This window comes from Klebsiella sp. JN_Kp121, from assembly GCF_040062145.1.
In the GTDB taxonomy this organism is placed as follows: domain Bacteria; phylum Pseudomonadota; class Gammaproteobacteria; order Enterobacterales; family Enterobacteriaceae; genus Klebsiella; species Klebsiella aerogenes.
In genome coordinates this window covers 132,966-147,217 of sequence record NZ_JBEAHX010000026.1, presented here as the reverse complement: position 1 = coordinate 147,217, position 14,252 = coordinate 132,966, and the positions used below count along the sequence as shown (strand labels likewise).

Genomic DNA, 14,252 nt, shown 5'->3' with positions numbered 1-14,252 from the left:
TGCTCACGGTGGACACCACCGTGGCGCCGGTCAGCGATCTGCAGGTGACGGATGACGTCGGTGGGGAGCAAGGGGGAGTTAGTAATGGTGGAATAACAGACGATACAACTCCTACCCTAAGTGGTACTGCGGAACCTGGATCTACAGTAACTATTTTTGATAAGGGTATTCAAATAGGTACAGCGTTAGTTGCTGAAGATGGGAGTTGGAGTTTTACAACCTCAGCGTTGCCTAAAGGCGAGCATTCCTTCACAACAGTTGTCACTGATGAAGCCGGTAATACAAGTGATTCATCTCCTCCCTTTGTTATCACTATTGAACTGATCGACGACTCCGATGCGGATGCAGACTCTGACAGCGACTCGGATTCCGACAGCGATTCCGATTCCGACAGCGACTCTGACTCTGACAGCGATTCCGACAGTGACTCGGATTCGGACAGCGACTCGGATTCTGACAGCGATTCCGACTCTGACAGCGATTCCGATTCGGACAGTGACTCGGATTCAGACAGCGATTCGGATTCTGACAGCGACTCGGATTCTGACAGCGACTCGGATTCAGACAGTGACTCCGATTCTGACAGCGACTCGGATTCTGACAGCGACTCGGATTCAGACAGCGACTCGGATTCAGACAGCGACTCGGATTCTGACAGCGACTCGGATTCTGACAGCGACTCGGATTCCGATAGTGACTCTGATTCAGACAGCGATTCCGACTCCGACAGCGACTCCGATTCCGACAGCGATTCGGACTCTGACAGCGATTCGGACTCTGACAGTGACTCGGATTCCGACAGCGATTCGGACTCCGACAGCGACTCCGATTCGGACAGCGATTCCGATTCGGACAGCGATTCGGACTCCGACAGCGACTCCGATTCGGACAGTGACTCCGATTCGGACAGTGACTCCGATTCCGACAGTGATTCCGATTCGGACAGCGATTCGGACTCCGACAGCGACTCGGATTCCGACAGCGATTCCGATTCTGACAGCGACTCGGACTCTGACAGCGACTCAGACTCTGACAGTGATTCCGATTCCGACAGCGACTCGGATTCGGACAGCGATTCGGACTCTGACAGCGACTCCGACAGCGATTCGGACTCGGACAGCGATTCGGATTCTGACAGCGACTCCGATTCTGACAGCGACTCGGACTCTGACAGCGATTCGGATTCGGACAGCGACTCGGATTCCGACAGCGATTCGGATTCCGACAGCGACTCGGATTCCGACAGCGACTCGGATTCGGACAGCGATTCGGACTCTGACAGCGATTCGGACTCTGACAGCGACTCCGATTCTGACAGCGATTCGGACTCCGACAGTGATTCCGACTCTGACAGCGATTCGGATTCGGACAGTGACTCCGATTCGGACAGCGACTCGGACTCTGACAGTGATTCCGACTCTGACAGCGACTCGGATTCCGACAGCGATTCAGATTCCGATAGCGATTCAGATTCCGAACCGCAGGCAAATGATGATACGCATACGGCAGCTATCGATACCGTAGAAGGCAATCTGAATAACGTGACCGGCACAGCGAGCCAGCTGTTGGGCGTCACCTTACTCAATACGGTTGATGTTTCGCTGCTGGCAGCAAACTCGACAAAATTCTCGGTCAGTGAGGGAACGACCGAAGATGTGACGATTGCTGTCACCGGTTCAACATTGCTGAGTCTGCAGTCTATACTGGCGCTGCTGGGGCAATTGGTGGGAGGCGCATCATCTATTACCGCCGATCTGTCGATTGTGAATACCGACACCGGGGAGGTGGTGCAGATTATCCCTGATGCCGTGAGCCTGACACCGTCTCTGGCTTTACTGAACCTGGTTTACTCCGGTAGCGCGACCTTCAGCGACTTGCCGGCAGGGAATTATGCGGTGGTGATTTCTTCACCGCAGGCATCCGGCGGCCTGGCCGCAGTGGTTGATGAACTGGCGTCGGCAAATCTGTTGTCGGTAGCGCAAGCAACGATCACGGATTCTACGGAATATACCTCGACTGCTATTGCCGGCAATGTTCTGACCGCAGATGCAGGCGGCGATGTAGCGGATACCGGTGAGGGTATTACGGTAAGCAAAATTGCCTCCAGCGTGCAGACTACACCGCTTGATGTCACGGCAGCAGGTATCGTAATCAATGGTCTCTACGGGCAACTTACGATCCATGCCGACGGCAGCTATACCTACAAAGCAACGGGGGATGCAGACGCTGTTGGGCAGGCGGATGTCTTTACCTACACGATTGTGGATGCGAATGGTCATACTGCTACGGCCACGTTGACAATTAATATCGTGGCAGGAAGTGATATCGGAGAATCTGATGCTGATGCAGATTCGGACAGCGACTCGGACTCTGACAGCGATTCGGATAGCGACAGCGACTCGGATTCGGACAGCGATTCCGACTCCGACAGCGATTCGGACTCTGACAGCGATTCGGATTCTGACAGCGACTCGGATTCTGACAGCGATTCGGACTCGGATAGCGACTCGGATTCCGACAGCGATTCCGACTCCGACAGCGACTCGGATTCGGACAGCGACTCGGATTCGGACAGCGACTCGGATTCGGACAGCGACTCGGACTCCGACAGCGACTCGGACTCCGACAGCGACTCGGACTCTGACAGCGATTCGGACTCTGACAGCGACTCGGATTCGGACAGCGATTCGGACTCGGACAGCGACTCGGATTCTGACAGTGACTCGGATTCTGACAGCGATTCGGATTCTGACAGCGATTCGGATTCTGACAGTGATTCCGACTCCGACAGCGATTCGGACAGCGATTCGGATTCGGACAGCGATTCCGACTCCGACAGCGACTCGGATTCCGACAGCGATTCCGATTCCGACAGCGACTCGGACTCGGACAGCGACTCGGATTCTGACAGCGACTCGGATTCGGACAGCGATTCGGATTCGGACAGCGATTCCGACTCTGACAGTGATTCTGACTCGGATAGCGATTCGGATTCTGACAGTGACTCTGACTCGGATAGCGATTCGGATTCTGACAGCGACTCGGACTCCGACAGCGACTCGGATTCTGTTGAGGCAATACCTGATACCAACAGTTCTGAGGTTGTGCAGCATTACGGCAACCTTAATGGTACCGAAGGTAATCTGTCGCAGTTGGTTGGCGTCTCGCTGTTAAGCACGATTAATGTGTCACTGCTGTCTGGCAGTAGTTTCCGCTTCAACGTGGATAACAACACCACAGAAAATATGACTGTTGATGTCAGCGGCGTGTCACTGCTTTCAACCGGCGGACTGCTAACTTCGATAGTCAATCTGTTGGGGGCTGGAAATACGTTGACGGCCGACCTCTCGGTGATTGATGTCGCAACTGGACGAGTGGTCGCAATTGACCCTGGAAGTGTGAATATCAGCGCGACATTACTTGGCGGGCTGGTTTATAGCGGTACGGCATCCTTCGAGAACTTACCGGCAGGAAACTATGCGTTGGCGATTTCCTCACCGAATTCTGATGGGGTATTGGTTAGCTTGATTAATACGCTCGCGGGAGCGGGTGTAGCCACCTTTGTCGAGGCAACGGTAACCGATTCGTTGGGTTATAGCGGAAGCACCGTCACCGGCAACGTGCTGGAGGGTTCTGAAAATGGCGACATGGCTGATAGCGGTACGGGTCTGTCAGTTACCACTGTCACCGCGACATCTGCGGCGGGTGAACCTCACTCAGTCAACGGCGGCACAATATCAGTAACGGGGGCCTATGGCGTACTGACGATTAATGCTGACGGTAGCTATACCTATCAGGCGTCTGGTAAGGCGGGTTCGGCAGGTAATGCGGATGTATTCACATACACCATTACGGACAGCAATGGCGTGCAATCAACCACCACACTGACCATCAATATTGGCCAGGAGGTTGAATCGGCCCAGGCCAATCCGGATACCCAGGCTTACTACGTCGGGAATGTCGATGACAATATTGATATACAGGGAGGTAATGTCGTTCAACTGGCTGGACTTTCCTTACTCAATACGGTGAATGTCGCGCTGCCGACAAATGGCTTTAAATTTACCGTAGCCGACGGGACTGAACAGGATGTCACCCTGGCCGTTTCGGGGTCAACAACCTTAAGCGTGGCGCTTGGCGCGGTCACTCTGGATCTTATCCTGGTGAATACCGATACCAACCAGATTGTCGGCGTCATTAAGGATGGAATTTCGGCAACACCGCAGGGGCTCCTTGGATTAAGCCTGCAGTACGCGGGTGGCGGTGAGTTCGAAAAAATTGGTGCCGGTAACTATATGGTCGTTATTTCGTCGCCGACGACTGGAGGATTGATTGGTTCGATACTGAATCTGAATTTGGGCACCAGCATTAGTATGGAGGTGACTGATTCGACTAAATACGTGACGGGGAATGTTCTGCACACCGATAGCGATGGCGATGTTGGCGATACAGGTAATGGAATTACCGTAAGCAGCATCCAGTTTGGATCGCAGGTCGAGACCGTCACTGCCGGCGGCGTCACGATTAACGGCACCTACGGTACTCTGACTATCAAGTCTGATGGTAGCTATAGTTATCATGCTAATGGAACAACCGGTGTGGGTCAGAGTGATGTCTTCACCTATACGATAACGGATACGCTGGGTCATACATCGTCGACAACGCTGACGATGAACATTGAGTCAACGCCAGCGATAGCGGTTGATGATATCGCCTCCCTGTCGGTGGCAACGGCAATGCAGTCGGTTACCTGGACGCAAAGCGTCAGTAATCTTGCGGTAACAAATGCAGCAGTAGCGGCTAATACGACATCGACGACTAAAGTTACAAGCCAGAACTTTACCGTCGCTGAAGGCCGGGAAGTGGATAACGCTTCCATCACCCTAAATCTGAGTGGCACCAGGACTAGTGGCTTGACTGTATTGAACGGCGATCTCTCAGGGACAGTCACATTGGTTCATCATGTGATGGTTGACGGGGTAATGACTGATGTGACGGTCTGGAGCGGGCCTTTGAGTATGGCTCTGGATGGTGTCCCCATCATAAGCCCGACAACGGATACGGACACTGTGACGCTTAACCTGGTTAATGGAACTACTCCGGTACAACTTGCCGCAGGTGATTATACTCTGAGTATTAGTCATACGATGCAGGCTGGACCGGCAATGACATACAACCTGGCGGCGAGCGTGACGGGAACCGAGATTCATACCGATGCGCATCTGACGGCCGCGCAATCTGTGGCCGGCAATATCCTCGACGGTTCTGGCGCAGACGGGGTTCAGGATACGCTTGGATCATTGCATAGCGGGTTCACGATAACGGGGGAAAACAATCTGGGTGTCGTGACGCATTGGACATTCCATACTGATGGAACCTTGACCAACGACACAGGAACCAGCGCGACTAACGGGAAAGCGGTGCTGTATGGTGAATATGGAACGCTGACCATTGATGGGCAGGGAGGTTATACCTATCAGCTGAATAGCGGTATCAATACTGATGCCATTACGGCTAAGGAGACGTTTACTTACACGCTTATTAGTAGTGATGGCGGTAGTTCGACGGCGAATTTGACCATCGATCTCCATCCGCAGATTGCCGGCAGCGTCAATGACGATAGCATTCACAGTACGGCTTACGATGACACCTATAGCATGGGAGTTGGCGCCGATACGGTGGTCTATAACCTGTTGGCGGATGACAACACGGGGGGCAACGGCAGCGATACCTGGAACGATTTCTCGGTCGCCCAGGGAGACCATATCGATGTCTCTGCGCTGCTGGTCGGCTGGAATGGATCCAGTGATACGCTGGGTAACTATATTACGCTGAGCTATGTCGGCGGTAATACGGTGGTGTCTATCGACCGCGATGGTTCGGGTGGAACGACGCACCAGCCAGCGACGTTAATCACGCTGCAGGGGGTCCATATCAATTCGCTCGACGAGCTGATTGATACCAATAACTCGCACTAAAATCAGGCCATATCACGGGTGGCGCAGGGAGGCGCCGCCATTATGGCTTTATACGCTGGAGGTGAAACGACGAAAAACAACCCCGGAAACGATGGGCAATCGTTAAATAAAAAGAATGATGCGAAAAGAGTATATCCATATTTTCAGTGTGCTTTCTGAAGGGTAATTTTATGCGTCTATTTCAACAAAAAGGGATTGTCAGCGTTTACAGGTTCAGCACAATTTTGCTGTCGTTAAGCGTAATATTAACGGCTGATGCGGAAGAGCTTTCATTTCCGCCGACTAACATTAGTACTCAGAGATTAAACGATAGCCAACAGGTCGCCGGATATTCTGAGGATCTCATCAATCCGCAGAGTCATTTAACCGGCCCGTTAGATATTGCCACCGCGGTAAAATCAGCGGTCAACTGGCACCCGGCGATTACTCAGCAGGTGAGTAAACTTCAGGAACAGGTGCAGCGCGTGGATGTAGCTAAAGCCAAATATTATCCCCAGGTGAACGCGGGGATGAATAATGGTTATAGTAATTCATACTCCGATTCCGGCTATTCACCCTCATTAGTTGTTTCTGTTTCACAAATGCTCTACGACTTCGGCAAAGTCTCAAGCTCGGTCAGAGCGGCAGATGCCGCCGTTGCCCAGCAGCAGGCGATGGTGATGCTTAATATCGACCAGGTGGCCCATGATACTGCTGGCGCGGTGGTACAGATGCAGGGCTACCAGAAGCTGGTGAAAATCGCTCAGGCGCAAGTTGATTCGCTAAAACAAATTGGCGATCTGATCCGCCAGCGTAACGATGCCGGGGCAACTTCGCTCTCTGATGTTGTGCAGACTGACACTCGCGTTGAGGGGGCGCAGGCGACGCTTATCCAATATCAGGCGGCGCTCGAACGCTGGAAAGCGACTCTGGCCACCTATCTTGGACTTGGCAGCATTACCTCCGTGACTGACGGCGTGCCGCAGGATATGGATGCGGCCTGTGCCGTAAGTAAAATTGATTATCGTGCCGTACCCGCTGTGCTGGCCGCTTTAGCGCAAGCCACGCAGGCGCAGGCGCAGCTCGATAACGCGACAGCGCAAATGCTACCGACCATCTCTCTGGAACCCCAGGTGACGCATTATCTGAATGATAATTACGCCAACAGCGCCGTGTTAAATAAAACGCAATATTCGGCGTGGGTCAAAGTGGAAATGCCAATCTACCAGGGGGGGGCATTAACGGCCTCCCGCGAAGCGGCGCAGCAAATTTTATCTGCGGCTAACGCCGGGATTAGAAACGCCCAACTCGATGCCAGTCAGAAATTAAGCGCCTCGCGCGATGAGGCGCTGAATCTTAAACAATCCATCAGCATCCAGCGCCGCCAGCAGGAACTTGGCGAGCAAACTCGCGCGCTCTATCAGGATCAATATCTGCAGTTGGGTACGCGTCCGCTACTGGATCTGCTTAACGTCGATCAGGAAATCTATCAGGCGCAATTCAGCCAGGTGTTAACTGAAGCACAACTGCGTAATCTGGAGCTGGACTGTCTGTTCAGTACTGGAAAGATGCGCTCCGTTTTTGCTCTGGATAATCAAAGCATCCAGGGTGTGGAGATCCGCCCATGAGCGAACAACCTCATCACAGCGATATTCCCCATCTTCTGGATTGGGCTAACGCGATGGCTTTTGTCGCCAGCCATTATCGGCAGAGCTATTCGCCGGGGACGCTGCATGCGGCGGCGGAGTGGGCGACACAGAAAACACTGCCTGATGCGCTTAAACATCTCTGTCGGCACGCCGGTTTGCATTGTCAATTTCTCAACGGCAACGACCGGCGGATGTCGGCGTGGCGCTTGCCGCTAGTCGTTCAGCTTAAAGATGGACAGATTGGTATTATCGAAAGCTTTGATCTTAATAATTTAGTTGGCATCCGTTTTGTCAAAGAGCTCACCTTACTCAGCCAGTGGCCGCTGGACGCATTATTGGCTGAGATTGAGCTTACCGTTGCATTTCGTCCAGCTTCGCCCGAAAAAGATATCCGAACTGAAAGTTATCTTGCGCGCTTTCAGCCGGACTGGCTGCGCAAAATCGTTCTCAAAGATATCCGCCCGTATATGCATGTCATGCTGGCATCGCTGGCAATTAATGTACTGGCTCTGGCCGGCATTCTATTTTCGATGCAGGTGTATGACCGGGTGATCCCGGCGCAGTCTTATCCCACCTTATACGTTTTATTCAGCGGCGTATTAATCGCTGCAGTATTCAACTTTATTCTCAAAATTACACGTGGACACGTTACTGACCTACTTGGCAAACGCGGAGATATTCGTATTTCCGATCGTGTATTTGGTCACGCGCTGCGGCTAAAAAACTCAGCGGTTCCGCGTTCTACTGGCAGTTTTATTTCACAGATACGCGAGCTCGAGCAGGTACGGGAAATGATGACGTCAACCATGATGACGGTTATTGCCGATCTGCCGTTTTTCATCCTTTTCCAACTGGTACTGTTCATTGTTTCGCCTTGGTTGAGTTGGATCGCGCCGGTCGCGACAATCCTGATGCTGCTTCCGGGATTTTTATTGCAAAAGAAACTGGCCGAACTGGCTAACAAGAATCAACACGAAAGCACGCTACGAAACGCCATTCTGGTGGAAAGCATTCAGGGCCTACCGGATATCAAAATGATGCAGGCGGAAAGCCGCTTTCTGCAGCAGTGGAATAGCTATGTGGCTATCACCGCAGAATCGGGGGTAAAAACCCGCAAAGTCACCCACGGCCTGGTGAGCTGGGGGATGTCTATCCAGAATCTGCTGTACGCCACGGTGGTGGTGGTCGGCGCGCCGCTGGTGATTAATGGCGACATTACAACCGGCGCGATGGTGGCGGCATCAATGTTGTCAAGCAGGATGGTGGCGCCAATGACCGCGCTCTGCGGCGTATTGGCGCGCTGGCAGCAGGTGAAGGTGGCGAAAGCCAGCCTGGATAATCTGATGGCGCTGCCGGTAGAAGGCGGGCAGGATGAGCCGCGCATCCACCGCGCTGTGCTGCACGGCAACTATGAGTTTCGCAACGCTGAGTTTCGCTACGGCAAGGACAACGGCCCCATTCCGCTGCGTATTAAGCAGTTATCGATTAAGGCCGGGGAGAAAATCGCTATCCTCGGACGCATCGGCGCCGGCAAATCGACGCTATTGCAGGCGATGATGGGTAACGTTGAGCTGGCATCCGGTGAGCTGCGGCTCGACGATCTTGCCCTGCCGCAAATCGATCTGGCGGATATTCGCCGCAATGCGACTTTGCTGACCCAGGAAGCTCGTCTGTTCCACGGAACGCTACGGGAAAATTTAACGCTGGGAAGGCCAATGGCCAGTGATGACGAACTGGTGAAGGTACTGGAACTGTGCGGGGCGATGGAGTTCGTCAGTAAACTGCCCATGGGGCTTGAGCATCTGGTGATGGAAGGGGGCCTTGGCCTTTCCGGCGGGCAACGGCAATCATTGCTGCTGGCGCGCTCTCTGCTGCGCGACCCCAATATTATTTTGCTGGATGAGCCGACTTCATTCTTTGATGAACGCACCGAAAAAGCGTTTGTCGAGCAACTGGCGCATTGGGTGGGCGAACGTACATTGATTATTGCTACCCATAAAGCGGCGATACTGAGCATTGTCGATCGTATTTTGGTTATCCAGGATGGGCAACTGGCGTTGGATAAACCTAAAGCGACGGTCTTTGAACAAGAAAAAGCGCGTGGCCAGGTGGTGAATATATGAATAAGTACGACGCGATTCTCCCACTGGCGCAGGATGCCGATCCGGTTTCTGACATGGTCGATAATGAACGGGATGAGGCTGAACTGGTCAAATCGCGCCGCTTAATTCTCCTGCTGGCGCTGCTAATGGTAGTGACCGGCGTATGGGCGTGGTTTGCGACCCTGGACGAGGTTTCGACCGGGACAGGTAAGGTGATCCCAAGCTCTCGTGAGCAGGTGCTACAAACCCTTGATGGCGGGATCTTAACCGAGCTCAACGTCCGCGAGGGGAGCAGGGTGGCGGCCGGGCAGGTCGTCGCGCGGCTTGATCCTACCCGTAGCGAATCGAACGTCGGCGAGAGCCAGGCGAAATATCGCGCTTCACTGGCAGCAAGCATTCGCCTTACCGCCGAAGTTAATAACCAACCGCTGATTTTTCCTCCTTCTCTTAAGGCCTGGCCGGGGTTACTGGCGGAAGAAACCCGCCTCTATCATAGCCGACGGGACCAGCTAACCAAATCGATGCGCCAGCTTGAGCAGTCGCTGTCGTTGGTGAAAAGCGAGTTGGCTATCAACGAAAGGCTGGCTAAAACCGGCGCTGCCAGTAATGTGGAAGTGCTGCGTTTGCGCCAACAGGCTGCCGATATTGAGTTAAAGAAAATCGATCTCAACACCCGCTACTACGTCGATGCCCGCGAACAGTTATCGAAAGCCAATGCCGACGTAGCCAGTCTTGCCGAAGTCATTAAAGGGCGGGCGGATTCCGTCGCCCGGCTGACCGTTCGCTCGCCTGTGCAGGGGATCGTCAAAAATATCAAGGTCAACACCATTGGCGGCGTTATTGCCCCGAACGGCGAACTGATGGACATCGTGCCGATCGATGGCCGCTTATTAATTGAAGCGCGTATTTCGCCCCGCGATATCGCTTTTATTCATCCCGATCAGAAGGCGCTGGTGAAAATCACCGCCTATGATTATGCCATCTACGGCGCGCTTAATGGGGTCGTTGAGACCATTTCTCCCGATACTATTCAGGACGAGGCAAAACCCGATCTTTATTACTATCGGGTGTTTATCCGTACCGATCATAACTATCTGGAAAATAAACACGGTAAGCGTTTTTTAATCGGTCCGGGAATGATCGCCACTGTTGATATTAAAACCGGCGAAAAGACGGTAATGGATTATCTGGTGAAACCATTTAATCGAGCAAAAGAGGCGCTGAGAGAAAGGTAATACCCACAAGTTGGCTTCATGTTTGGTGAAATTTTCAACGTATGGAGATTTGAGATGGCATTAAGCGATTTATTACAACAGGCCTGCTTTCAGAGCAGACCATTAAAAACGACCGCGCTGCCTGCTGATTATCCCGGGTGGGTTATCTTTTTTAGCGTGAGTGATGGTAAGGAGCGGGCGCATGTCCAGGTCGCAGCGGCGGCCAGTTTTGATCAAGCCTGGCTTGCTGGCGCCAGAGCCCTGCAGGAGTGGCGCAAAAAACAAGACAACGAACCACAGTGGTTGCGTATTGATATTGTCGATAGCGTTGAAAAACTCAGCTGGGAAAATCTACAGAAGAAACTCAGCATCACCAAACGCAATTATTTCCGCTTTGGCCTTTCTTTCGATGCGCAATTTACTCAGGCGATCCTCGAACAGGAAATTGCGGCGAATGCCTTATTGTATGACGGAGATAACGGTGTCGCGGCGCCAAATGGCATCAATCTGGAAAACTATGGCCAACGACGCTTTAAACAAAGTTTGAGCTGGCCGGATGCACCACAGCAGATACTTTGGCGTTTCAAAACCCGCGCGGTATTCTGCGACCGCAGCGGCGCCAGGCTGATTGAGCACAGCGGCCGCAGTTCAGGCTACCGCGTTATCGGCGAAGAATGGCAAAAAAACTGGCTGGCGGAAGTGATCAAAAAAGGTAGCGATTACTTAGCTCGTCAGGTGAAAAAAGATGGACTTTATTACTACGGTTGGTTTCCCTGTTTCGATCGTCCTGTACGATCCTATAACGCCTTGCGTCATGCCAGTTCGACCTATTCGTTAATTGAAGCATGGGAAGCAACCAGGCAACCGCACCTGCGCCAGGCGATCGATCGAGCGATTGGTTACCTGGTTACCAATCTTATTTCTGTGCGTACCCTTGACGATGGGCAACAGGCGGCATTTTTGTGTGATGTCGATAATGAAATTAAACTCGGCGGCAATGCGGTGAGTATTCTGGCGCTGGTCAAATACACGGAAACGACAGGTGACCAGCAGCACCTGGAATTAATGGCGCAACTGGCCGCCGGCATTGCATTTATGCAGGATGCGCAGAGCGGCGAGTTTGTCCATGTTCTCAATAGTCACGACCTCTCGTTGAAGGCTAAGCATCGTATTATCTACTACGATGGCGAGGCGGCGTTCGCGTTGATGCGTTTGTATAGCCTGACGCAAATGCCGCAGTGGCTGGCGATGGTTGAAAAAGCGTTCGAATACTTCATTCGGCAACAGCACTGGCAGCATCACGACCACTGGCTGAGTTACTGTGTTAACGAATTGACGCGTTTTCGTCCGGAAGAACGTTATTTTCGCTTTGGGCTGGATAACGTGCGTGGACATCTGGATTTCGTACTGCAGCGCGTGACAACCTATCCGACGCTGCTGGAGCTGATGATGGCGGCAGCAGAGATGATTGCGCGCCTTGACGCTTCGCCGGCGCAACGTCATTTACTTGAAGGGTTTGATAAAGAAAAGTTCTATCAGGCGTTGGAATGTCGTGCGCGCTACCTGCTGGATGGTTTCTTCTGGCCGGAACTGGCGATGTTCTTTAAAAACCCGGCGCGTATCGTCAACAGCTTCTTTATTCGCCACCACAGCTACCGCGTGCGTATTGATGACGTTGAGCACTATCTGTCTGGCTATATTGCCTATCAAAAATATTATCAGGCGGCGACTATGCGCCAGTCAATTCCTGCGGTTGCGCCTCCCGAGCGCCGGGGGACAACGGTATTTTTGTTAGAGAACCTGCGTGATGTTGGCAACGGTATTGAAGTCGCCGCCACCCGGCGTGCGAAGCTGTTCGTCGAGCACCTGCAGACTGTGCCCTGGCTTATCACCGCAATGTGGGATCCGGAACTGCATGTCGCGGTCAAGGCGTTAAAGGCGCGCGGCGCGTTGCCGGAAGAGGTGCCGGTTTATAACCTCTACGAGGCTTTAGTGACGAGCTTCGCAGCGGGGAAAATTATCCCGCTGCCTGCGCTTAAAGGTGAGGTTGAGCTCCGACAGGCTATCGCGCCGAAGGCCCAGGCCTCGGTCGGCAAAAATAACTATCAGCTACGCCCGCAGGGACAGCTGGTGGAGGATTATGTCGATGGCGCCGGCAATGTTCTGCTGCGCAAATATTTCGACGAAAGAAAAGCGAATTTGCAAATTGCCCGTATCGATGTTGCCTTGCCTGACGGCGACGTTAAATCCTTCAACCAGCAGGAGGCGTTCTTCTCGTGGATGCTGGAGATGATGCTGCCCGACGAGCGCCGCTGGCATTTTATCGTCGATAAAAATAAAGCCTGGAAAGCGTTTGTCTGTTCTCGTCCGGCACAGCGGATAGACTGCACGCTGAGCGCGATTATCCACTCCCATCATCAGCTGCTTAATGGCGTAGTGAAAGCCTCCTACCGCCACTTAATCGAGCAACCGGAACTGGTTGACCGCTTAATCGTTCTCACCGATGAGCAGTGGCAGGACTTACAGCATGAAGGATTTCCCGGCGAACGTCTGACCGTCATCCCTAATCATATGGATGACAGCAAAATTCCGGCAAACCCGCAAAAGGATCCCTCTGAAACCGTTATCTACCTGGCGCGTTACTCGGAAGAGAAGCAGCACATGATGTTGTTTAACGCCTTTCGCAAGGTAGCGGCGCAGCTTCCTGGTGCGCGACTGCATACCTATGGCGTTGGGCCGTTACGCCGTACTCTCAGCGATCAGATAAAAGCGTGGAAAATGGAGGACATCATCTCCATTAATGGCTTTACCTCAGATATTGCCACAGTACATAAATCCGCCTGCTGCACGGTATTGTGCTCAAATCAGGAAGGGCAATCCTTGTCAGCCGTTGAGGCGATGGCGTACGGCACGCCGCTCATCAGCTTTGCGATAAAATATGGCCCGCGCGATATTCTGCAGGATCGACAGGCCGGGATCCTGGTGCCATACGGTGATGAAGATGCGCTGGCGGTGGCGTTGGTACAGGTTATTTCTGACAAGGCGCTACAAAAAGAGATGCAGGCTGCCGCCCTGCGTAACGCGCGACGTTATTGCGCCAATGCGATTGCCCAACGCTGGGAGCAGTGGTTGCAGCAGAATGAACAGCGGATAAGCGCTGAGGGCCAACAGGGGCCGAACGTGGTTTCTCTCAAAGAACGGGTAGTGTAAGACGACTGCCGCCCCGGCGAGCATATGATGTCGGGGCGGAGCATGTCGGGGGAGGCGGCGCTATGCAACCAGTAAAATTATGGGCGACATCAATAGCAGCGTGTTGGTTGGCGATGTCTT

At 53.0% G+C, this 14,252-nt stretch carries 5 protein-coding genes; all 5 read left to right on the top strand.

Translation table 11 applies throughout. From position 1 onward, the window contains the following. Positions 1 to 8 precede the first annotated feature (8 nt). The 5 genes from ABLU86_RS18410 to ABLU86_RS18390 all read left to right on the top strand — a co-directional run bounded on the left by ABLU86_RS18410 (position 9) and on the right by ABLU86_RS18390 (position 14,132). A complete protein-coding gene (locus tag ABLU86_RS18410) occupies positions 9 to 5,978 on the top strand; it encodes an Ig-like domain-containing protein (protein WP_348816981.1) in 5,970 nt (1,989 codons plus the stop codon). Positions 5,979 to 6,148: 170 nt separating this feature from the next. Next, positions 6,149 to 7,585, top strand: a complete 1,437-nt coding sequence (locus tag ABLU86_RS18405) for a TolC family outer membrane protein (RefSeq protein ID WP_348796267.1) — start codon at positions 6,149 to 6,151, stop codon at positions 7,583 to 7,585. Beyond that, positions 7,582 to 9,729, top strand: coding sequence for a type I secretion system permease/ATPase (locus ABLU86_RS18400; protein WP_046884157.1), 2,148 nt, complete (start codon positions 7,582 to 7,584; stop codon positions 9,727 to 9,729). Before ABLU86_RS18405 ends, ABLU86_RS18400 begins: the two co-directional genes overlap by 4 nt. Next, positions 9,726 to 10,943: an HlyD family type I secretion periplasmic adaptor subunit gene (locus tag ABLU86_RS18395; protein ID WP_348796266.1), complete on the top strand. Its 1,218-nt coding sequence runs from the start codon at positions 9,726 to 9,728 to the stop codon at positions 10,941 to 10,943. Before ABLU86_RS18400 ends, ABLU86_RS18395 begins: the two co-directional genes overlap by 4 nt. A 54-nt stretch (positions 10,944 to 10,997) precedes the next feature. Further along, positions 10,998 to 14,132, top strand: a complete 3,135-nt coding sequence (locus ABLU86_RS18390; protein ID WP_046884158.1) for a glycosyltransferase — start codon at positions 10,998 to 11,000, stop codon at positions 14,130 to 14,132. Positions 14,133 to 14,252: the final 120 nt, after the last annotated feature.